We start from the raw sequence: 22,003 nt of genomic DNA, 5'->3' as shown, positions 1-22,003 counted from the left end.
AGCCTGCATGAAAACTGGATTGAGTCTGATTCTGGCGGCCCTGTTGTCGGCCTTCACTCCGCTGGCCTCAGCGGACGACGACACGGATTATGAAACCCTCGGCTTTGTCGAGTGGGTGGTGCTGCAGGACAGCGGCGTCCGCCTCAAGGCGCGGCTGGATACCGGGGCCAAGACGTCGTCCCTGCACGCGGTGAACGTCGAGCCGTTCGAGCGCGACGGCGAGGACTGGGTCAGCTTCGAACTGCCCCTGGACGACCACAAGGACAGCGAGGATGCCGAAGACACCCACGTGGTGTTGCAGTTCGAGCGCCCGGTGGAACGCACCGTGCTGATCAAGCGCAAGGGTGCCGAATCCCAGCGCCGCTACGTGGTCAACATGGATTTCTGCATCGCCGGCAAGACCCACGAAACGCAGTTTTCGCTGACCGATCGCGGGCGTTTCCATTACGGCGTACTGCTTGGCCGCCGATTCATGGCGCCCGACAACGTGCTGGTGAGTTCCTCCGACAGCTTCGAGGCCGGTGAGGAATGCGACTACCAGACGCTGGAAGAGCTGGCCGCCGAGCGTACCGGCGACTGACCCGTACGATGACCGGCGCGCCGAGCTTCTGGCGCCCCGGTTGTCTTCCCCCCGGCCCCGCCACGTCTTCTTCGGAAAGCACCTGCCCAGGCCTCCCCGGCGACGGCGGTTCCAAGATGATTCATTTCCGCATATGATAACAATTCTCATTAATTTTAAGAGGCCGTGATTCAGCCGATCACGGTCGGCGGAAAACTGAATGCTGACAACAAGACCAGGCGACGCCCGCATTCTGGTGGTTGAGGACGACTCCGTGCTCAACGGGCAGATCGCCCATTTGCTGCAGAGCAAGGGATACCGAACGGAACAGTGCCACGAAGGGGAACAGGGGCTAGCCTGCGCTGTTGGCCAGAAATTCGACCTGATCCTCCTGGACGTCCTGCTGCCGGGCCTGAACGGCTATGATCTGCTGGATCGACTACGCCGGACCCACCAGACGCCGGTCATGATGCTGACCGCGCGCGGTGCCGAGGAAGAACGCATCCGTGGCTTCAGTTGCGGTGCCGACGATTACGTGTCCAAGCCGTTCAACTTCACCGAGCTACTGCTGCGTATCCAGGCTCTGCTGCGGCGGGTCAGCGGGGTCCAGCAACAGCGCGAGGACCCGCGCCAGCTGAGCGTTGGGCCCCTGGAATTGTGCCGCTCGACCCTGGCGGTCCGGTTTGCCGGTAAACCGGTGGCGCTGACGCCGATCCAGTTCCGGCTGCTGTGGGTGCTGACGGCACACCAGGGCGAGGCCCTGAGCAAACCCTACCTGTACCAGCTGGTGCTGGAACGGGAGTTCAGCCGCTACGATCGCAGCCTGGACATGCACCTGAGCCGGGTGCGGCGCAAGTTGGTGGCGGCGGGTATGGAAGCGGATCGTCTGCAGACCGTGCACGGTAAGGGGTATTGCTTTCAGTGAATCGCCGTCTGTTGTGGAAGCTCTGTGGCATCATCACCCTGGGCACCCTGGCCCTGTTCTGGACCATCTCCCTCGTAGGCTCGGAAACCGAGCACTCGATGAGCTTCATCGATGAGGAACACCAGGTCACCCTGCAGAGCTGGGGCCGTCGCGCCGAAGCCCTCTACGTCGCCGGCGATGAGCCGGCGCTGGCCCGGTGGCTGGACGACCTGCAACGACGCGAGGACGTCTGGGCGGCGGTCGTACGTTCCGACATCCGGCCGGTGGCGGGGAGCTACCTGTCCGAGCAGTTCCTGGAAGGCTTCCGTCTGGGGCGGCACGTGGAATGGAAGATCCACCTGTATTTTGCCGACAACCCGATCATGGACGTCACCTTCGCCGACGGCAAAACCCATTTCCTCGTCACGTTGCCCCAGCGCATGCGACCGGGCACCTATCTGCCGGAGATCATTCTGGCCATCAAGGTGGGGCTGCCGCTGATCGTCCTGCTGATCATCAGCGTTGTTCTCTACCGTCACCTGGTGGGTCCGTTGAAGCAGTTGGAGGCCGCCACCCGGCAGTTTTCCGAAGGCAATCTCGGGGTACGCGTGCGCGCTCTGCTGGGGTCGCGCAACGACGAACTGGCGTCGCTGGCGGCGACCTTCGACCGCATGGCCGAACGCACCGGCGAACTGATCCTGAGCCAGCGGCGGCTGATTGCCGACCTCTCCCATGAGCTGCGCACACCCCTGACCCGGGTGGAAATGGCGGTCAGTTGCGCCGAGGAAGGGATGGACAGCGGTCTTTTCCTGCCTCGCATTCGCCAGGAGTGCCTGCTGATGCGCAATCTGGTGGAAGACGCCCTGACTCTGGCCTGGCTCGAGAATGAGAAACCCACCCTGGACCAGGATGACCTGGACTTGACCGACCTGCTCGATGCCGTGCTGGACAACGCCCGCTACGAGTTTCCCGGACACCGCGTCGATGCCGGGCTGCCGGACGAGGCGCCGGTTTCGGGCACCAGTGCCCGTGCGCTGGACCAGGCCCTGGAGAACGTCATCCGCAACGCTCTGACCCATACTCCGGAGGCGGCGGGCATCCGCGTGACCCTGCAGGCCGAGTCCGGGGGCTACCGCATCGATGTGGACGACGAGGGGCCGGGCCTCCCGGAGGACCAGTGGGAGCGCATCTTCACGCCCTTCTTCCGCGCCTCCAACGCGGTCCCGGGGCGGGGCTTCGGGCTGGGTCTGGCATTGGCCTGCCGGCAGGTGGAGGCGGCGGGCGGCTCTATCCGGGCATCGTGCAGTCCTTCCGGGGGGCTGCGCATCACCCTTTGGCTGCCCCGTGAGCGTCACCGGAACCTATCGAATTCGTAACAGTTGTAAAAGTTATTCACATTGAGCCCTTTCTAAACAAGAATCGGACGCATTTATGATTCATTGTCATTTGAAGGGGAGTCATTGTGAGTCATTTGCCCGCTCGTCATAGCCTTGCCGTTGCCATTGCCGCCATTCTCGCTGCGCCGGCCCTGGCGCAGGAAAGCGAATCGACAGAGGACGAATCGCGCCAGCTTGACCCGATTCAGGTCATCGGGGAACAACAGTCCCTGGCCGATGCGGTGATCACCGCCGAGACCCTGGAGCGCTATCAGGCCGACGATCTGGAGGATGTTTTCGCCAGCCAGCCCGACGTGGCGGTGGGCGGCGCCCTGGGGATCGCCCAGAAGGTTTACGTGCGGGGCTTCGAGGACTCCCAGTTGAACGTGTCCATTGATGGCGCAACCCAGGCTGGCAGCCTGTTCCACCACAACGGCCGGCTGGCGATCGAGCCGGAATTACTCAAGGAAGTGGACGTTCATGCCGGCGCCGGTCGCGCTACCGAAGGGCCGGGTGCCCTAGGTGGTTCCATCCGTTTCGTCACCAAGGATCCCACCGACATGCTGCGCCCGGGGGAGCAGGCCGGGGCGCTGCTCAAGTTCGGCGGATTCTCCAACACGGACGGCTACAAGGCCAGCGGCCACCTGTTCGGCCGCCTGAGCGACCGCTGGAGCGCGATGGTCTCGGTAACCCAGAGCGATCACGAGAACTACGAGGACGGCGACGGCAACGAGGTTGAAGGCACCGAACAGCGTCAGCAGCTTGGCTTCGCCAAAATCGTCGGGGAGTTGCCGGCGGACCAGACCCTGCGCCTGAGCTATGAAGTGCGCACCGACGAAGGCGAACGCCCGCAGCGCCCGCAGTGGGTCGTCAGTGGTTTCAATTCCCTGTACGACATGGACGGTGAACGGGACACCGCCACACTCAACTACACCTACGCGCCGGAAGCCAATCCCTGGGTGGAGCTGGATGCTACGGTCTACCACACCGAATCCGACGTGGAGCAGAACGTGGCCGACCGTTGGGGGCGCTACTTCGGTTCCAGCCGCAGCATTGGCGGCGATGTGCACAATGTGTCTCGCCTCGGCGCCCACAGTGTCACCTACGGCGTCGATTATCGGGACGACAGGGTCAACGCCGGCGGCGCCGACGATCGCACAGCCGAGGAAGAGACCGGCACCGTGCTGGGCTTCTACCTGCAGGACGACTACGCCGTCACCGACAGTGTGCTGCTCAGCGCCGGCGTGCGCTACGACCGTTACACCCTGGACGATAACAACGACCAGTCGTTCGACGACGAAGGCGTCAGCCCCAATGTCAACGTGGCCTGGGGCGTCACCGACGGCCTGACCCTCAAGGCGGGCTACGCCGAAGCGTTCCGCGGGCCCACGCCCCATGGCGCCTTCAAGCTGGAATCTAGCAGCAACGACCCGGATCTTGAAGCTGAGGAAGCGACGAACACCGAGGTGGGCTTTGACTACGTACTCGGCGGATTCACCCTGTCCGGTGAGGTCTATCGCCAGCGCATCGACAACGCCATCGCCGACCCGCTGTTCGGGCCGATCATCTACCAGAACGTGGGTGACCTGGAATCCGAAGGCTACCTGGTCAGCACCGGCTATCGTTGGGAATCGCTTTTCGTGGGCCTGAGTTTCCACCACAACGACGCCGAGATCGACGGTGATCCGTTGACCGTGTATGAGCACAACGGCCTGGGCAACACCATCGGCGATACCTGGGTGGCGGAACTGGAGTACCAGCTGAACCCACAATGGCTGTTCGGCTGGCAGGGCCGCTTCGTGGAGGGGATCAGCAGCGTCGATACGTCCGTGGGTACCATCGACAAGCCTGGCTACGGGGTCAACGATGTGTTCGTGGAATGGCTGCCCACCGGCAATGAAGACCTGCGCCTGAACCTGACCGTCAAGAACCTGTTCGACAAGCAGTACCTCGATCACGCCAGCAACGCCGACTACCAGTCCGTGCCGGGCTACGACGGCATTGTTGGCCTGCCCGAACCCGGGCGTGACGTCAGACTGTCCATTGCAATGCGCTTCTGATGCCCCGGGTGCCTGACCGCATTGATCTCGTCCGCTGGGCGCTGGCTCTGGCACTGGGTTGCTGGACCAGCCTGGCGGCGGCACTGGACGTCACCGACCTGGCCGGGCGCCAGGTCACGGTGCCCGACCGGATCGAACGCATCGTTCTGGGGGAGAGCCGCTACATTCCGGCCCTGGCCATCCTGGAAGGGGAGCGGGTGATGTCTCGCATCGTCGGCATGTTGCCCGACTTCGAGCTGACCGATCCCGCCGCCTACCAGCAGTATCGGCGCCGTTTTCCGGCGTTGGCGGAGATTCCGGTGATCGGCCATGCCTCGGCGGACAGCTTCAGTCTGGAAAGCGTCATCGGCCTGCAAGCGGATGTGGCCATTTTCAGCCTGGAAGGTCACGGCCCTGGCGCCCATAACCGCCAACTGATCGAACGACTGGAGGCGGCCGGCGTGGCGGTGGTGTTCGTGGATTTCCGTCAACAGCCACTGCGCAATACGCCGCGCAGCATGACGCTGCTGGGAGAGCTCCTGGGCCGTGAGGCGCGGGCCGCCGAATACAACCGCTTCTGGCGCGAGGCCCTGGCGGCGGTGACCGGACCCCTGGCCGAGGTACCAGCGTCCGCGCGTCCGCGGGTGTTTCTGCACAGCCGCGTGGGTCTGCTGGACAACTGCTGCGAGACCATGGCCGACGGCATGATTGGCCACCTGCTGGAAGCCGCCGGCGGGCGCAACGTCGCGGCCGGGGTGGTGCCCGGCGTTGCCGGCATCCTTAACCCCGAGTACCTGCTGACCCATCAGCCGGACGTCTACCTGGCCACCGCTATCGGTACGCCCGATCGGCGCACCCGCAGCGGTGCGGCGTTTCCCTACGTGACCTTGGGGACCGGCGTGTCCGAAGCGGTGGCGCGGCAGTCGCTGGGGGCGGCCACGCGTCAACCTGCCATCGCCGAGCTGACGGCGGTGCGAGAGGGTCGGGCCTACGCCGTCTGGCACCATTTCTACAACACGCCGCTGAACGTGGTGGCGGTGCAGGCGATGGCGCGCTGGTTTCATCCGCGCCGCTTCGCCGGCCTGGATCCTCACGCCACCCTGGCGCGACTTTATGAGCGTTTCCAGCCGGTGGCACTGGATGGCACTTTCTGGATCGCACTGGACGGGACACCATGACACGGGGCCATACCGCTTCGCCGCCGGTGGACGCCCCCGGCACGCTGGCCGGTCGCTACCGGCGGTTTGTGCGACTTCGGGTGCTGTGTCTGCTGCTACTGACGCTGGGCACCGGGCTGACCTTCCTGCTGGATCTCACCGCCGGCCCCGCCGGGCTGGGCCTGGGTGACGTGATCGCCGGTCTCTGGCAGCCCGACGCGCTGGACCCCGGCACCCGGGTAATCATCTGGGATCTGCGGGTGCCCTACGCGCTGATGGCGGTGATCGTGGGCGCAAGCTTGGGGCTGGCCGGCGCGGAAATGCAGACCGTGCTCAACAACCCCCTGGCGAGTCCGTTCACTCTCGGGGTCGGCGCCGCCGCGACGCTGGGGGCCTCGCTGGTGATCGTGTTCAACCTGTCGCTGCTGGGGCTGGGTGCCAACCTGCTGTTGCCGCTGGCGGCGTTCGTGTTTGCGGCCGCCGCCTCCCTGCTGATCCTGGTGCTGTCGCGCACGCTGGGCGCGTCGGTGCACACGGTGGTGCTGTTCGGCATCGCTCTGCTGTTCGGCATCAATGCCCTGGTGGGGCTGATCCAGTTCGTGGCGGACGCGGAATCGGTGCAGCAGATCGTGTTCTGGACCATGGGCAGTCTGGCGCGGGCGTCCCTGGAAAAAGTGGCGGTGGTGGCCGTGGTGTTCGCTCTGTGCCTGCCGTTCTCGCTCCGAGGTGCCTGGGCCATGACGCTGCTGCGCAGCGGCGAGGACCAGGCCCGTAGCCTCGGTGTGCCGGTGGAGCGCATGCGGCTGGTGGTGCTCATGAGAGTGAGCCTGCTCACCGCGGCGGCTCTGGCCTTCGTCGGTGAGATCGGGTTCGTGGGACTGGTGGCGCCGCACATCGCGCGACTGCTGCTGGGGGAGGATCATCGCTTCCTGCTGCCGGGCAGCGCCCTGGCCGGTGCGCTGTTGCTGTCGTTGGCGTCCATCGCCAGCAAGACGCTGGTGCCGGGCGTGATCCTGCCGGCGGGGATCGTCACCGCGCTGGTGGGGATTCCGCTGTTTATCGGCTTGATCCTGGGGCGCAGCCGGGAGCGTGCCCTGTGAGCCTGCTGCTGGATGGGGTGACGGTGGGCTACCGCGGTCGACCGGTGTTTGAGGGGCTGACGCTGCCGCCGGTGCCGGCCGGGTCGCTGGTGTCCGTGGTAGGGCCCAACGCCGTGGGTAAGTCCACGTTGCTGCGTTCGATCGCCGGCCTGCTGCCGGTTGCGGGGCGCGTCGAGTTGACCGGCGAGTCGCTGACGGCGATGCCCCGGCCCGAGCGCGTGCGGCGCCTGGGCTACCTGCCCCAGACACTGCCCCAGGCGGTGCCGCTGGTGGCCTACGAAACCGTGTTTAGCGCCTGCCGCTCGGCCCTGGGGAGCTGGACGAATGCCGACACGGAGGCGGCTATTGAAGCTGTGTTCGACCGACTGGGTATTCGTCACCTGGCGCTGCGGCGGCTGTCGGAAATGTCCGGCGGCCAGAGACAGATGGTGGGACTGGCCCAGGTTCTTGTGCGACGCACTCCGTTGCTGCTGCTCGACGAGCCGACCAGCGCCCTGGATCTGCGCTGGCAGCTGAACGTGCTGAGCGCGGTACGGGAGGCTGCAGACGCACAGGGAGCGATTGCCCTGGTGGCCAGTCACGATCTCAACCTGGCGCTGCGGTTCTGCGATCAGTTGCTGGTGCTGACGCCGTCCGGGCGCATCGCCATGGGGGCGCCGGAAGTGATCCTCACACCGGAGTTGCTGGCCAGCGCTTACGGCATTGAGGCGCGGATCGAGCGCTGCTCCCGCGGCCACCCCATCGTGCTGGCGGATCAGGCGCTGTCTACCGGCTGAACGCGTCGCTCGCCGGCCCTGAGTATCGCCCGCCGCGGGCTGAGGGCCAGGAACAGGCTGCCGGCGAGCAGGAACGTCAACCACTCCGATAGGGGCAGTGCCACGACGAGGGGCCAGTCCGGCGCGAGGCGATTGATCAGCAGCAACAACAGCGCTGGAAACACCAGGCTGCGCGACAGCGCGACCAACGCCGAGGTGACCGGGCGATGCATGGCGGTCAGGTAGACCGAGATCAGCACGTTCAGACCGTTGACGATGAACAACGGCCACAGCACCGACAGGAACACGCCCGCCAGGCGACGGGTCTGGTCGGCCTCGTTGAGGAAACTGTCCACCAGGCGTTCGCCATGAAACCCGAGGCCGTAGAGCAGGATCGCCGCCAGCCCCATAAGCGCGGTCGCGCCGCAACTCATGAAGCGGCGGATACGCTGGTGGTTGCCGGCGCCGAAATTCTGGCTGACCAGCACGTGCATGGCGTCGGCGATGCCGTAGGCCAGCATCAGGCTGAGGAAGATCAGGTAGTTCACTACGGTGAACGCCGCCACGCCGGTGGCGCCATGTTCAAGCATCAGCAACCAGTTCAGAAGCAGGAGCACCACGCCCACCGACACCTCGTTGATCCATTCCGACAGGCCGTTGCCCGCCGCCCGCAGCAGTTCGATCCAGCCGCGGGTGACCCAGCGCAGCCGCAGTTTCCGACGGCGGTCGAGGAAATAGCGCGCCAGAACCAGGGTTTGCAGTAACTGGGCCAGCCCCGTGGCCCAGGCGGCGCCGGTGAGCCCGAGGTCGAGCAGACCGACGAACCAGGCATCCAGCAGGATATTGGCGCCGGCCCCGACCACCAGTGCTGCGGTGGCCAGCTCGGGAAAGCCATCCAGACGCACGAAGTAATAGAGCACCAGAGTCACCAACTGCAACACGAGCACCCAGATGATCACCAGGAAGTAGTCCGCCATCAGCCCGAACAGCGCGGGTTCCGCACCCAGCGCGCGGAAGATCACTGGGTGGAAGGCGAGGCACAGCACCGCCGCGCCCAGGCTGATGACGAGGATGGCCGTCAGGCACTGGCTGAACAGGGCCGAGGCCTGTTGCGTATGGCCTCGCCCCAGCTCGCGGCCTGCCCGTACGCTGCCGCCGATCGCAAGCATCAGTGCCAGACCGAACAGCAGGGTGAAATACGGGATCAACAGGTTCAGGGCCGCCAGGGCCCGGTCGCCGGCGAAGTTGCCGATGAACAGGCCGTCCACGATATTGGCGGTGGTCAGCGCCAGCAGGCCCGCCATCGACGGAATGGTGTAGCGCCAGAATACTGGCCAGATGGGGCCGGACAGAACAGGGTTGGTGGGCGATGTCGGCATCAGTTTTTCCGTTGGTGAAGGCGTGGCGTGGGGCGGGCCGTGCGGGTGAAATTCACATGGCCCCCAACGGCGACGAAGCGGTCAGCGCCTGCGCCTGCCCACAGATCCCGATCACATCCCGGCTGAAGCGTGCCGGGTCCCGGCGCATCGCCGCCAGTGAGAACCACCCCACCGCGTCGGCGTCGTCCCCCGCCACCGGGTCTCCGGCCTGATAGCGACACACTACCGGGCAGAGGATGAAATGGTGCTCCGGCGCCGTGCCGCTCAGGCAGTCCAGCGGCGCCAGCCGTCCGGCCACTTCGGCCCTGATGCCGGTTTCCTCGCGCAGTTCCCGCAGCGCCGCCGCGTCCAGATCCTCGCCCCATTCCACCTTGCCGCCGGCGTGGCCCCACAGCCCGGCGTCCGGTTCGTTGCGCCGGCGTACCAGCAGGAAACGGTCGTCGTGTTGCAGGATGGCGATCACGGCAGGGATGGGATGATGCATGGCGGCTCCTCCGGTTGGCGACCGCCAGTCTAGCACTCCGGGTGCGTCGGAACAGGGTGGCCGGGGTGCCCGGGCATGGTGTCCTTTCCTGCCATTGGCGCTGGTTTTCCCGCTGATACAGTGCGGGTTAAAGAAGGTGCTTTACTTCAAGAGCCGCGGTCCGAAATCGTTCGGTAAACCGGTTCCCACCTGTGAGGATCAGCCATGAAAGAACTGCGCAATAAAGTCGCCGTGGTCACCGGCGCCGGATCCGGCATCGGCCGGGCCCTGGCCACCAAGCTTGCCGCCAAGGGGTGCCGGTTGGCGCTGTCGGACGTGAACGAGAGCGGCTTGCGGGAGACCGCCGAAGCCTGCGACTCGGTGGAGGTGAAGACCTACCGGCTGGACGTGTCGGACCGGGACGCGGTCTACGCCCATGCCGAGGCGGTGGCCCGGGATTTCGGCCAGGTTAACCTGGTGATCAACAACGCCGGCGTGGCGCTGTCGGCGTCGGTACGGGAGATGACCGACGACGATTTCAAATGGGTGATGGACATCGATTTCTGGGGTGTGGCCCACGGCACCCGCGCCTTCCTGCCGCACCTGATTGCCTCCGGTGACGGCCATGTGGTCAACGTCTCCAGCGTGTTCGGCCTGATCGGCGTGCCCAAGCAGAGCGCCTACAACGCCGCCAAGTTCGCGGTGCGCGGCTTTACCGAGGCGCTACGCCAGGAGATGGCGCTGGAGGAGCAGCCGGTGCAGGTGAGCTGTGTGCATCCTGGTGGCATCAAGACCAACATCGCCCGTGCCGCGCGGATGGGCAAGTCGGAGAACGCCGACGCCCAGCGCAAGGGCTTCGACAAGCTGGCGATGACCACGCCGGAAAAAGCGGCGGACATCATCGTGCGCGGCATCGAGAAGGACGAGTCGCGCATTCTCGTCGGCCCGGACGCGTGGGGCATCGAAGCCCTCAACCGGCTGCTGGGCGCGGCCTATCAGCCGCTGGTGTCGCGCTTCTCCCGCAAGAACCTGTACGTGTGACCGCGTCGGGGCCGGCCCTGCCGGCCCCGAATAGCGCTACAGCGTGATTTTCGCGCCCATCACCTCCATGAATTTCGCAATCCAGGCGGGATGCGCCGGCCAGGCCGGTGCCGTCACCAGCTTGCCGTCCACGTGGGCTTCGTTCACTTCGATGGACTGGAATTGCCCGCCGGCGGCCGTGACTTCCGGCGCGCAGGCCGGGTAGGCCGAGCACCGCTTGCCGTCGAGCACCCCGGCGGCGGCCAGCAACTGGGCGCCGTGGCAGATGGCGGCAATGGGTTTGTCGGCGTCGGCAAAGTGCTTCACCGCCTTGAGCACGGCGTCGTTCAGGCGCAGGTATTCCGGCGCCCGGCCGCCGGGCACCACCAGGCCGTCGTAGTCGTCCAGGTTGATGGCGGCGAAGGTGGCGTTGAGGGCGAAGTTGTGGCCCGGTTTTTCCGAGTAGGTCTGGTCGCCCTCGAAGTCGTGGATGGCGGTGCGCACCGACTCGCCGGATTTCTTGTCCGGGCACACGGCGTGCACTTCATAGCCCACGGCCATCAGCGCCTGGAAGGGCACCATCACTTCGTAATCCTCGACGTAATCGCCGACCAGCATGAGCAGTCGTTTCATGTTCGATTCCCTCCTTTGCCGGATTCGGAATGGTTCCGGATGCCCCTCTAAACCTTCACCCAAAGCGGGGTTCTGTCAAATGAAGGATTGGAGAAAGAGGACGTCCACAAATCCCGGGCGTCGACTGACGACAAATCGGGGGCGAACCAGGGCGATGTCATCCCGGTCTGAAGACGCGTCTTTGAGTGGTGGCGTGAGTCGAAGGGGTATCAGCGCTGGAGCAGGGACAGTGACGTTCCGGTTCATCCCAGTTGGTCAGGGACGACCATCTGGGATGACGGAAGCGCTGGTACCTCTTCGACTCGATCCGGCCCTGGTTTCGCCGACATGAGTGAATCAACAAAAAAAGCCCGCCGGAGCGGGCTCGGGGCCAGACGTGAAGGGATTACTGCAGGGTACGGCGGTTGCCGTTGCGGTACTGCGGGGCAACGTGTTCGGCGATCTCGCTCTTGAACTCGGCGATCAGCTCGCTGTTGTCGTGCTGCCAGGGGTGGAAGCCGGGCTTGAAGTACTCCAGCCAGGTCGGCGCCAGGCTGGAGAACACGCCCCCGACGCCCCACATGCGCCACAGGCCCTTGCCCACATCGGTCAGCGAGATGTTGCGCTTGTCGTTCCACATCATGCGGGCGGTGAAGTAGGTGGTCATCACGCCCAGCAACGCGGTGCTGAGGATCTGGTAGAAAGCGCGCTCCAGATAGGTGCCGCCCACCTGCTGGAAAACGTCGTAGGTCACCGCCTTGTGCTCGGTTTCCTCGATGGCGTGCCAGACCCACAGTGGGCGCATGGTCTCGTGCATGTCCTCGCGCACGTCGTCCCGCTCCAGCAGCATGTCCGCCATCATCGCGGTCATGTGCTCCAGGGCGCAGGTGATGGCCAGCTGGTGACGCTTGGGCAGACGTTTGCCGAAGCCGGTCAGCAGCACTTTCAGGTGGCGCTCCATGTCCTCGACCGGCATATCCTGGTCGCGCACGTGCTGGTTCATGGCGATGTGTTCCAGCGAGTGCATCGCTTCCTGGCCGATGAAGCCCTGCACTTCCTTCTTCAGGGTCGGATCGTTGATCTGATCCCGGTAATAGCGGACGGCATCCACGAAATACTGCTCACCCTGGGGGAACAGCACCGACAGTGCGTTCATCATGTGGCTCAGGAACGGGCTGTTGTCGAGCCAGTAGCGGGGCACCTTGTCGTTGAACTCAAAGCCCATGCGCTGGGGCTTGATGTCCACGTGCTCGGGTTTGCGGGTAATGTCTTTTTTCGCGTTGGCTGTTCTCAACATGGATCCTCCTGTGCGCCGTACCTCGGGGCGCTTTTCGCGGGGGCGCGTGCCGTTGTTGATGATGGTTGGCGCACGCCTCGTTGTGATGGATCCAGTGTGGGTGGGGCAAGCGTTCCAGGCCATGCGTAAACGGGACGCCGGTCGTGGATGATGGGACAGGGCCGTCGTTTTGCGGCCCTCGATTGACCGCAACGACAGGATTGGCGGGCGCTACGCCAAATAATGGGGGCCGTGGGCTTCTGGTAGCATGCCCTTGGACAGGACGCTTCATACTGAGGTGGCCGGTGAATCGCGAAGGTAAAGCGGATGGTCAAGGGAAGTGCGGATAAAGAACGCCAGATGCTGGGCCTGTTCCTGCTGCCCGGCGTTTACCTGCGGGTGCTGGGCGATACCGTCCGGCGGCTCGGCTTCGACGACCGCCCGCTGTACGAGGGTCTGAGCTTCGCCCGCGCCGATCTGCAGGCCGCGGACAGCCGGGTGTTCGTCACCGACGCCGTCATCATGGCGGACCGGGCGGTGGCGCTGGCCGGCGACAAGGGGCTGAGCTTCGCCCTGGCGCGGGAGCTGCGGGTCACCATCCACGGCACCCTGGGTTTCGCCGCGCTGACCAGTCCCACGGTGGGCGGCGCGCTGGACTCGGTGCGCCGCTACCTGCAGTTGCGGGCGCCGTTCCTCAGCCTGGTGATGCGGGACACCGGCGAGCACGTCCTGGTCCAGCTCAAGGCCGAGTTCGAGGTGCCGTCCCTGTACCACTTCCTGGCGGAAACGGTGATGGCGACGCTGGTGCTGCTGGCGGAGCAACTGGTGGATCACGCCAGTGGCGAAGAGCTGGGGTTCGAGCTGCGCAACGGCAAGCTGCCCGGCGTGTCCGCCCGCCTGTCCTGTGCCGAGCCGGCCTATTACCGCGCATTTGCCCCGCAGCTGCCGATCCGCTTCGACTACAGCGCGGACGCGGAGATGCTGATCTTCCCCAAGGATTTCCTCGATATCCGCATGCGCCTGGCCGACGCCGACGCCTCGGATATGGCCCGCAGCCAGTGCGAGTTCGAGCTGCAGAAGGCCCTGCGGGAGCAGGGCGACATCGTCATCGCCATCCGCAACATGCTGCACGTGATGCCCGGCCCGCTGCCGTCGCTGGAGGCCATGGCCGAGCGTTTCTGCGTGTCGTCACGGACCCTCAAGCGGCGACTGGCGGATCGTGACACCACCTACCGGGAAATCGTCGAAGCCGTGCTCAAGGACCGCGCCATCCAGCTACTGCGCTACACGAATCAGTCGATTAGCGAAATCGCCTATGAACTGGGTTATGCTGATCTCTCCAACTTCAGCCGCGCCTTTCGTAAGTGGACGGGCAAGTCCGCCAGTGAATTCCGCGAGGACGGTCCCGACCCGGCCCCGGAACTCGGGCCCTGAACGACGGTCTCGGAGGGTTGGATAACATGGCTGGCCCCCTGTCCGGAATCGTGTTTGGATAGCGCGGCCACTTAACCCGGTCTGGAGACGATTGCATGGCGCAAACGGATACGCACAGCAAAACCATCGGATACCTGCTCTGGTTGTTCGGCTTTCTGGGCTCCCACCGTTTCTACTACGGCAAGCCGGTCACCGGGACCATCTGGTTCTTCACCCTGGGGCTGTTCTTCATCGGCTGGATCATCGACCTGTTCCTGATTCCCGCGATGGATCGGGAAGCGGATTTCCGTTTCCGCGGCGGCGACACCAGCTACAACATCGCCTGGATCCTGCTCACCTTCCTGGGTGTGTTCGGAGTGCACCGCATGTACATGGGCAAGTGGATCACCGGCGTCATCTACCTCCTGACCGGCGGTCTGTTCCTGATCGGCGTGCTCTACGATTTCTGGACGCTGAACGACCAGGTGTCGGTCAAGAACGCCTCCATCTTCGACTGATTCATTCTTCCGGGAACGGCGTCCGCCGTTCCCATCGTTGCTGTCTGTTGCTTGCATAGTCTAACTTTTCTGTAGGCCCGCGCGGCTTGCTGCCACGCTTGTCGGAAGCGCCGGTAGTCCGGCCCGCGCTGCCTGGCGTATGGGCCTGAGAGGCTGGACCGAATCCCACCGGCCATCGATTGCCAGGGAGAGACCGTGCAACTCAAGAGCAGGATGACCCTCGCGCTGGCGACACTGCTGCTGCTCGCCAGCTCGGCCGCGCGCGCCCAGGAACCGCCCGGCGTGGGGCTGGCGGCCGTGGAAAATGCGCCCATCATCGACGAAGTGCGTCTGAACGGCACCGTCAGTGCCCTGAGCCGCTCCAGCCTGTCCACCTCGGTGGCGGGCCTGGTGCAGACGGTGCACGTGGACGTGGGCGACCGGGTGGCGCAGGGTGACCGGCTGATCCAGCTCGACGACGAGCTGGAGCGCCATACCCTGGAAAGCGCCCGGGCCGAAACCCAGGCGGCCCGGGCCCGGCTGCAGGAAGCCCGGCGCCGCTTCAGCGAAGCCCGCTCGGTGGGGGCCGGGCGCAACATTGCCCAGACCGAGGTGAGCGCCCGGGAGAGCGAAGTGGCCACGGCCGAGGCGGAGCTGGCGCGGCTCACCGCCGGGCAGGCGCGCCAGGCGGCGCTGGTGGATCGCCATCGGCTGACCGCTCCCTACGCCGGGGTGATCAGCGCCCGGAGCAGCGACCTGGGCGAGTGGGTCAGTCCCGGCGATGACCTGCTGACGCTGGTGGACATCGATCACCTGCGTCTGGATTTCCAGGTGCCCCAGGAGTACTACCCCAAACTCGACGACCGCGCCGAGCTGCTTGTCAACGGCGTGCCCGGCGCTCCGGTCGTCGCTCCGATTGCCACGGTGGTGCCGGTCAGCGATCCCCAGGTGCGCACCTTCCTGCTGCGGGCGCGCGTGCCGGATGACCTGTCGCTGTTGCCGGGCATGTCGGTCAGCGCGCTGCTGCGGGTGGACGCCGGCGAACAGGGACTCACCGTGCCGCGGGACGCCATCAACCGCTACCCGGAAGGCCGTACCACGGTCTGGATCGCCGAGCCCGACGGCGACGGTGCCTTCCGCGTACGCGAGCAGCGGGTCGCCATCGGCACCGGCTTTGCCGACCGGGTGGTGATCCGCGACGGACTGGCCGGCGACGAGCGCGTCGTGGCGCGGGGTAACGAAGGCCTCAGCGACGGCATGCGCGTCACCCCGGCGGAGGCCGACTGATGTTCGCCGGGGTGATTCGCCACGGTACCCTGGTGGCGGTGGTGGCGCTGATCGTCGCCATCCTCGGCATTGCCGCTGCCATCCAGATCCCGGTACAGATGATCCCGGACCTGGAGGTGCGCACCGTCACCGTGGAAACGCGCTGGCCCGGTGCCACGCCCCAGGACGTGGAAAAGGAAATCCTGATCGAGCAGGAGCGCTACCTGCGCAACGTGCCCAACCTGAGCCGCATGGAGTCCACCGCCGCCAGCGGGTCGGCGGAAATCGAGCTGGAATTCCCCTTCGGCATCAACATCACCGAGACCCTGATCCAGGTGAACAACGCCCTGAGTCAGGTGCCGGACTACCCCCAGAATGTGGACGAACCGCGCATCGTCGCCACCTCATTCTCGTCCAACGCCTTCATGTACTTCCGCGTCTCCACCCTGCCGGACAACCCGCGTCAGCTGGACATGGACCTGATGCGGGATTTCATCGAGGACCGGGTGCGCCCGCGCATGGAAAGCGTGGCCGGGGTGTCGGAAGTGACCGTCGGCGGTGGCGCCGACCGCCAGATGCAGGTGATCGTCGACGAACAGCGCCTCAACCAGCGTGGCCTGAGTCTGGTGGACCTGCGCGACGCCATCACCGCCCGCAACCGGGACATCTCCGGCGGCGAGCTGGAAGCCGGCAAGCGCCGCTACCTGCTGCGCACGGTGGGGCGCTTCGAGGACATCGATGGCCTGCGCCAGTTGGTGGTGTCGCGTCAGGGCGACAGCGTGGTGCGCCTGGGGGAAGTGGCGCAGGTGGTGCAGGACCACTCCCGCATCCGCGAGCGCTCGTTCGTCGACGGGCGTAAGGTGATCGGCCTGCAGGTGCGGCGCGAAAGCGGTTCCAACGTCATCGACATCAAGCACGCCATGACGACGCAGGTGGCCTCGATCAACGACGAGGTGCTGCGCCCGGCGGGCATGGTGCTGGAATTGACCGCCGATGACGCCCGCTACGTCGAGGCTTCTGTGGCCAACGTCTGGACCAACCTGGGCATCGGCGCGGTGTTCGCCACCCTGGTGATGTACCTGTTCCTGCGTTCCGGCCGGGCCACGCTGGTGGGGGTGATCGGCGTGCCGCTGTGCGCCATCGCCGCCTTCATCGGCCTGCTGCTGGCCGGGCGCACCATCAACGTGATCTCCCTGGCCGGCATCGCCTTCGCCATCGGCATGACGGTGGACAACAGCATCGTGGTGCTGGAGAACATCGAACGCCACCGGCGCCGCGGGCTGGACCGCTTCGAGTCGGCGCTCAAGGGCGTCATGGAAGTCTGGCCGGCGGTGCTGGCGTCCACCATGACCACCATCCTGGTGTTCCTGCCCATCGTGTTCATCGAGGAGGAGGCCGGGCAGCTGTACTCGGACGTGGCGATCGCCATCGCCTCGGCCATCATCGCCTCCATGCTGGTGGCGGTGACCCTGATTCCCACCCTGTGCGCGCGGCTGGATTTCGCCTCCCGCCAGGGGGACGACGACGGCACGCCCCGGGCGCGCTGGATGCGCGGTGTGCTGGCGCTGGTGGGCGGACTGATCGGTGGCCCGGCGCGGCGGCTGGCGACGATCGGGCTCACGGTCGTCGCCAGCGTGCTGATCATCCTGATGCTGACGCCACCGGCGGAGTATCTGCCGGAAGGCGAGGAACCCAAGACCTTCGCCGCCATGAACGCGCCGCCGGGCTACAACCTGTCGGAAATGACCCGCATCGCCGAGCAGGTGGAAGCCTACTTCCTGCCCCACGTGAACGCCGACGGCGAGGCCTACGCGAAGGGCGAGACGCCGGTGCCGCCCATGGCGTATCTCAACATGCAGGTCACGCCCACCCGCCTCCGCATCATCACCGAGTCCATCGATCCCAACCAGATCGACGCGCTGATGACCGCCATCACCGATTACTACGAGCGTTTCCCGGGCATGCGCGCCTTCGCCGCCAAAGGCTCAATCATTTCCAGCAACGACGGCGGCACCCGCAGCATCAACCTGGACATTTCCGGCCCCGAGCTGGTGCCGGTCTACCAGGCCGCCAACCGCGCCTACGATCGCGCCCGGGCGATTTTCGACAACCCGCGCATCCAGAGCCAGCCGTCCACCCTGAGCCTGGCCCAGCCGCTGATCCAGGTGCGCCCGGACTGGGACCGCATCGCCGAGCTGGGGCTGGACACCCAGGCGGTGGGCTTCACCGTGGCCTCGCTCACCGAGGGCGCTTACGTGGACGATTTCTTCCTCGACGACGACAAGATCGACATCTACCTCTACGGCAGTGGCAGCGCCGAGCCGTCCCTGGCTGCCCTGCCCACCACCCTGGTGCACACGCCGGAAGGCGCCACCCTGCCGCTGAGCAGCCTGGCGCGGATTGAGGAAACGGTGGACACCAGCATCGTGCGGCGGGTGGACGGGCGTCGCACGGTGACTCTCAACGTGATCCCGCCCGAGAATGTGCCGCTGGAACGCGGAGTGGAACGGGTGCGTACGGAACTGCTGGGCCACCTGCGCGACACCGGCCAGTTGCCGGCTTCCGTGAGCGTCGGGATTTCCGGCGCCAGCGACCAGCTCAACGCCACCCGAGAGGCGCTGACCGGCAACTTCATCATTGCCGTGGCCATCGTCTACCTGCTGCTGGTGGCCATTTTCGCCCACTGGGGCTACCCGCTGCTGATCATGACCACCATTCCGCTGGGCATCGCCGGCGGCATCGTCGGCCTGGCGCTGATGAACCTGGTGGGCGGTCTGCTGCCACTGATCGGGTTGCGGCCGCTGAGCCAGTCGTTCGACATGATCACCATGCTGGGCTTCCTGATCCTGATGGGTACGGTGGTGAACAACCCCATCCTGGTGGTGGACCAGGCGCGCCAGAACCTGCGTCAGAAAGGCGTCGACGTGGTCGAGGCGGTGCGACAGGCGGTGGCCGTGCGGCTGCGGCCGATCGCCATGACCACCCTCACCACGCTGTGCGGCCTGTCGCCGCTGGTGTTCATCCCGGGTGAGGGCACCGAGCTCTACCGGGGCGTGGGCGCCATCGTGCTGTTCGGTCTGATGGGCGCGGCGGTGGTCACGCTGACCTTCCTGCCGGCATTGCTGGTGTTTGTGCTGGGCTGGCAACGAAAAAAACCGGAGCGGGCCTGATGCCCGTTCCGGGGAAGGGGAACACGGTTGCCGGTGGGCAGGCTGGAAAGGGCCAACCGCCTCAGGCGGCGCAGCCTTCCTTGGCGGTGACCGGTACGGCCAGTTCCAGGGCGTCGCCGTTCAGCCGTACGCCGTAGGTGGGCACGGACACCGATTCATCCTCCTGGCACCGGCCGCTGGTCAGGCTGTAATGCTGCTTGTACAGCGGCGACGCCACCACCAGCTCACCCTTGAGATCGCCGACGATGCCTCGGGCCAGCACGTTGGCCTGGCCCAGCGGGCAGTAGTGGCCGATGGCGTAGAGTTCCGGTTCTGCACCCGGCAGGTAGAACACGGCCACCGGGCCGTCCGGGGTCCACACGGCGATGCCGGATTCGGGGATCAGGTCACCGCGTTCGCCGACGTGCATCCATTGTGTCTCAGACATGATGGTTTTCCTCGCATGCTTGATGGGGTAGGGGGCCGATAGGCATCAGACCATCTCCACCTTGATTTCGTTGGCCGGACGGCGCTGGTCGCGCTCGGTGGTCCAGTGCTGCACCGGGTCTTTCTTGTCCGGGGCGTTGACGAACTCGCGGAAGCGCTTGCGCTTCTCGGGATCCTCCACCGCGCTCTTCCACTCGCACTGGTAGGTGCCGATGATGTCCTGCATGTGGGCTTCGAGTTCTTCGCCCAGCCCCAGGCTGTCTTCCAGGATGACCTCTTTGAGGTAGTCCAGGCCGCCTTCCAGGTTTTCCAGCCAGACGCTGGTGCGCTGCAGGCGATCCGCTGTGCGCACGTAAAACATCAGGACCCGGTCGATGGTGCTGATCAGCGCCTCGTCGGACAGGTCGGTGGCGAACAGGTCGGCGTGGCGCGGGCGCATGCCGCCGTTGCCGCAGACGTAGAGGTTCCAGCCGTTCTCGGTGGCGATCACGCCGATGTCCTTGCTCTGGGCCTCGGCGCACTCCCGGGTGCAGCCGGACACGGCGAACTTGAGCTTGTGCGGCGAGCGCAGGCCCTTGTAGCGCTCCTCCAGTTGGATCGCCATGCCCACGCTGTCCTGCACGCCGTAGCGGCACCAAGTGCTGCCGACGCAGGATTTCACCGTGCGCACCGACTTGCCGTAGGCGTGGCCGGTCTCGAAGCCGGCGGCGATCAGCTTTTCCCAGATCTCCGGCAGCTCGCTCAACGTGGCACCGAACAGGTCGACCCGCTGGCCGCCGGTGATCTTGGTGTAGAGGTCATACTCCTTGGCCACTTCCCCCAGCACGATCAGCTTCTCCGGGGTGATCTCGCCGCCGGGGATGCGCGGCACGATGGAGTAGGTGCCGTTCTTCTGCATGTTGGCCATGAAGGTGTCGTTGGTGTCCTGCAGCGGCACGTGCTCCGACGCCATGATGTGCTCGTTCCAGCAGGTGGCCAGGATCGACGCCACCGCCGGCTTGCAGATGTCGCAGCCGTGGCCTTTGCCATGCTGCTCGATCAGCGTGCGGAAGGTGCGGATGCCGTTGACCTTGACCAGATGGAACAGCTCCTGGCGGCTGTAGGGGAAGTGCTCGCAGATGTCCTTGCTGACCTCCACGCCGCGTTTTTCCAGCTCGCTGTCCACCACCGACTTGAGCAGCGCCGCGCAGCCACCGCAGCCGGTGCTGGCCTTGGTCTCGCCCTTGACCGCGCCCAGGTCGGTGCAGCCGGCGTCGATAGCGCCGCAGATATCGCCCTTGCTGACGTTGTGGCAGGAGCAGATGGACGCGGTTTCCGGCAGGGCGTCGGGACCCAGGGCCGGCGCGCCGCCCTCGGAAACCGGTAGGATCAGGCTTTCCGGGTTGGCCGGCAGGTCAATGCCGTTCAGGGCGTATTGCAGCAGGGTGTCGTAGGGGCCGTTATCGCCCACCAGGATCGCGCCCAGCAGTTTCTTGCCGTCCTCGCTGATCACCAGTCGGCCGTAGGTGCCGGCCTGCTCGTCGTTGAAGCGGATGTTGCGGGCGCCCGGGGTGGCGCCGTGGGCGTCGCCGATGGAGCCGACGTCCACGCCCAGCAGCTTGAGCTTGGTGCTCATGTCGGCGCCGCTGAAACCGGCTTCCGCGTCCTGGTTGAGGCGCGCGGCCAGGGTGCGGGCCATGGTGTAACCCGGCGCTACCAGGCCGAAGATGCGGTTGTCCCACAGCGCGCACTCGCCGATGGCGAACACCTGCGGGTCGGAGGTGGTGCACTGGTCGTCGATGACGATGCCGCCGCGCTCGCCGATCTCCAGGCCGCTGGAACGGGCCAGGGTGTCCTGCGGGCGGATGCCGGCGGAGAACACGATCAGGTCCGTCTCCAGGTGCGATTCGTCGGAGAAGTTCATGCGCAGGCGCGCCTCCTCGCCCGGCACGATGGCGGTGGTGGCCTTCTCGGTGTGCACCTGCACGCCCAGTTCCTCGATCTTGCGCTTGAGCAGGGCGCCGCCGTCGGCGTCCAGCTGCACCGGCATCAGGCGCGGCGCGAATTCCACCACGTGGGCTTCCAGGCCCAGGCTCTTGAGGGCGTTGGCCGCTTCCAGGCCCAGCAGGCCGCCGCCGACCACCACGCCGGTCTTCCTGCCCTCGGCGCTGGCGCGGATGGCGTCCAGGTCGGCCAGGGTGCGGTAGACCAGACAGTGCGCCTGATCATGGCCGTCGATGGGCGGCACGAACGGGTAGGAGCCGGTGGCCAGCACCACGGCGTCGTATTCGTATTCCCCCTTGGGCGTGATCACCTTGCGGTTGTCCCGGTCGAGTTCGGTGACCTGTTCGTCCAGGTGCAGCGTCAGGCCCTTGGCGGCGTAGTCCTCGGCGGTGCCCAGGGCCAGGTCGGCGTGGCTGGAGCCGCCGAAGTATTCCGACAGGTGGACCCGGTCGTAGGCAATCAGCGGTTCCTCGCCGAACACGTGGACGTCGTAGTCCGCCGCCGCGGGGGTGTCCGCGAACTGCTCGAGAAAGTGATGGCCCACCATGCCATTCCCGATCACGATCAATGTCTGTTTAGCCATGGTCTGTCTCTCTCTATCGTTCTGT

18 protein-coding genes are annotated in these 22,003 nt (G+C 65.8%); 12 read left to right on the top strand and 6 right to left on the bottom strand.

What is annotated here, in order from left to right:
• The first annotated feature begins 7 nt into the window (after positions 1-7).
• The 7 genes from DKK67_RS13905 to DKK67_RS13875 all read left to right on the top strand — a co-directional run bounded on the left by DKK67_RS13905 (position 8) and on the right by DKK67_RS13875 (position 7,911).
• The gene (locus tag DKK67_RS13905) at positions 8-580 is read left to right on the top strand and encodes an ATP-dependent zinc protease family protein (protein WP_111497096.1); all 573 of its coding nucleotides are present in this window, start codon (positions 8-10) and stop codon (positions 578-580) included.
• Between the two features lie 199 nt (positions 581-779).
• The gene (locus tag DKK67_RS13900; RefSeq protein ID WP_111497095.1) at positions 780-1,484 is read left to right on the top strand and encodes a response regulator transcription factor; all 705 of its coding nucleotides are present in this window, start codon (positions 780-782) and stop codon (positions 1,482-1,484) included.
• Complete coding sequence (locus DKK67_RS13895) at positions 1,481-2,839, top strand: sensor histidine kinase (RefSeq protein ID WP_111497094.1); 1,359 nt, start codon at positions 1,481-1,483, stop codon at positions 2,837-2,839. Before DKK67_RS13900 ends, DKK67_RS13895 begins: the two co-directional genes overlap by 4 nt.
• Positions 2,840-2,925: 86 nt before the next feature.
• Positions 2,926-4,899 (top strand): TonB-dependent receptor domain-containing protein, encoded by a 1,974-nt coding sequence (locus tag DKK67_RS13890; RefSeq protein WP_111497093.1) that lies wholly within the window; start codon positions 2,926-2,928, stop codon positions 4,897-4,899.
• Positions 4,899-6,056 (top strand): ABC transporter substrate-binding protein, encoded by a 1,158-nt coding sequence (locus tag DKK67_RS13885; RefSeq protein WP_111497092.1) that lies wholly within the window; start codon positions 4,899-4,901, stop codon positions 6,054-6,056. The genes DKK67_RS13890 and DKK67_RS13885 overlap by 1 nt, the downstream gene beginning before the upstream one ends.
• Positions 6,053-7,135: a FecCD family ABC transporter permease gene (locus DKK67_RS13880; RefSeq protein WP_111497091.1), complete on the top strand. Its 1,083-nt coding sequence runs from the start codon at positions 6,053-6,055 to the stop codon at positions 7,133-7,135. The genes DKK67_RS13885 and DKK67_RS13880 overlap by 4 nt, the downstream gene beginning before the upstream one ends.
• Positions 7,132-7,911, top strand: a complete 780-nt coding sequence (locus tag DKK67_RS13875) for an ABC transporter ATP-binding protein (protein ID WP_111497090.1) — start codon at positions 7,132-7,134, stop codon at positions 7,909-7,911. The genes DKK67_RS13880 and DKK67_RS13875 overlap by 4 nt, the downstream gene beginning before the upstream one ends.
• On the opposite strand, the gene DKK67_RS13870 is transcribed toward DKK67_RS13875, so the two are convergent.
• Entirely contained in the window at positions 7,890-9,269 is a 1,380-nt protein-coding gene (locus tag DKK67_RS13870) for an MATE family efflux transporter (protein ID WP_111497089.1), read from the bottom strand. The genes DKK67_RS13875 and DKK67_RS13870 overlap by 22 nt on opposite strands.
• Positions 9,270-9,321: 52 nt before the next feature.
• A complete protein-coding gene (locus DKK67_RS13865) occupies positions 9,322-9,753 on the bottom strand; it encodes an NUDIX hydrolase (protein ID WP_111497088.1) in 432 nt (143 codons plus the stop codon).
• Between the two features lie 204 nt (positions 9,754-9,957).
• On the opposite strand from DKK67_RS13865, the gene DKK67_RS13860 reads away from it, so the two are divergent.
• Complete coding sequence (locus DKK67_RS13860; protein ID WP_111497087.1) at positions 9,958-10,773, top strand: SDR family NAD(P)-dependent oxidoreductase; 816 nt, start codon at positions 9,958-9,960, stop codon at positions 10,771-10,773.
• A 36-nt stretch (positions 10,774-10,809) separates the two neighbouring features.
• Here the strand turns inward: DKK67_RS13860 and DKK67_RS13855 are convergent, their stop codons facing one another.
• Together DKK67_RS13855 and DKK67_RS13850 are read right to left on the bottom strand one after the other, a co-directional pair.
• Positions 10,810-11,385, bottom strand: a complete 576-nt coding sequence (locus DKK67_RS13855; RefSeq protein WP_111497086.1) for a DJ-1/PfpI family protein — start codon at positions 11,383-11,385, stop codon at positions 10,810-10,812.
• 385 nt (positions 11,386-11,770) lie between these two features.
• Positions 11,771-12,661 (bottom strand): metal-dependent hydrolase, encoded by an 891-nt coding sequence (locus DKK67_RS13850; RefSeq protein ID WP_111497085.1) that lies wholly within the window; start codon positions 12,659-12,661, stop codon positions 11,771-11,773.
• Positions 12,662-12,967: 306 nt separating this feature from the next.
• On the opposite strand from DKK67_RS13850, the gene DKK67_RS13845 reads away from it, so the two are divergent.
• The 4 genes from DKK67_RS13845 (at position 12,968) to DKK67_RS13830 (ending at position 18,986) form a co-directional block, all read left to right on the top strand.
• Complete coding sequence (locus DKK67_RS13845) at positions 12,968-14,074, top strand: helix-turn-helix transcriptional regulator (RefSeq protein WP_111497084.1); 1,107 nt, start codon at positions 12,968-12,970, stop codon at positions 14,072-14,074.
• A 95-nt stretch (positions 14,075-14,169) separates the two neighbouring features.
• Positions 14,170-14,571: an NINE protein gene (locus tag DKK67_RS13840; RefSeq protein ID WP_111497083.1), complete on the top strand. Its 402-nt coding sequence runs from the start codon at positions 14,170-14,172 to the stop codon at positions 14,569-14,571.
• Positions 14,572-14,766: 195 nt separating this feature from the next.
• Positions 14,767-15,837 (top strand): efflux RND transporter periplasmic adaptor subunit, encoded by a 1,071-nt coding sequence (locus tag DKK67_RS13835; protein ID WP_111497082.1) that lies wholly within the window; start codon positions 14,767-14,769, stop codon positions 15,835-15,837.
• Positions 15,837-18,986 carry an efflux RND transporter permease subunit gene (locus DKK67_RS13830; protein ID WP_111497081.1) on the top strand — a complete coding sequence of 1,050 codons (3,150 nt, stop codon included), beginning with the start codon at positions 15,837-15,839 and terminating at the stop codon, positions 18,984-18,986. Before DKK67_RS13835 ends, DKK67_RS13830 begins: the two co-directional genes overlap by 1 nt.
• A gap of 61 nt (positions 18,987-19,047) precedes the next feature.
• Here the strand turns inward: DKK67_RS13830 and nirD are convergent, their stop codons facing one another.
• Both nirD and nirB read right to left on the bottom strand, forming a co-directional pair.
• Positions 19,048-19,413, bottom strand: coding sequence for a nitrite reductase small subunit NirD (nirD, locus tag DKK67_RS13825; protein ID WP_111497080.1), 366 nt, complete (start codon positions 19,411-19,413; stop codon positions 19,048-19,050).
• Between the two features lie 45 nt (positions 19,414-19,458).
• Positions 19,459-21,978: a nitrite reductase large subunit NirB gene (gene nirB / locus DKK67_RS13820; RefSeq protein ID WP_111497079.1), complete on the bottom strand. Its 2,520-nt coding sequence runs from the start codon at positions 21,976-21,978 to the stop codon at positions 19,459-19,461.
• Positions 21,979-22,003 lie beyond the last annotated feature (25 nt).

This window comes from Marinobacter bohaiensis (genome assembly GCF_003258515.1).
GTDB classification, from domain to species: Bacteria; Pseudomonadota; Gammaproteobacteria; order Pseudomonadales; family Oleiphilaceae; genus Marinobacter_A; species Marinobacter_A bohaiensis.
Note: the sequence above shows the minus strand (reverse complement) of the source record. Positions and strands in the feature narration are given on the sequence as shown.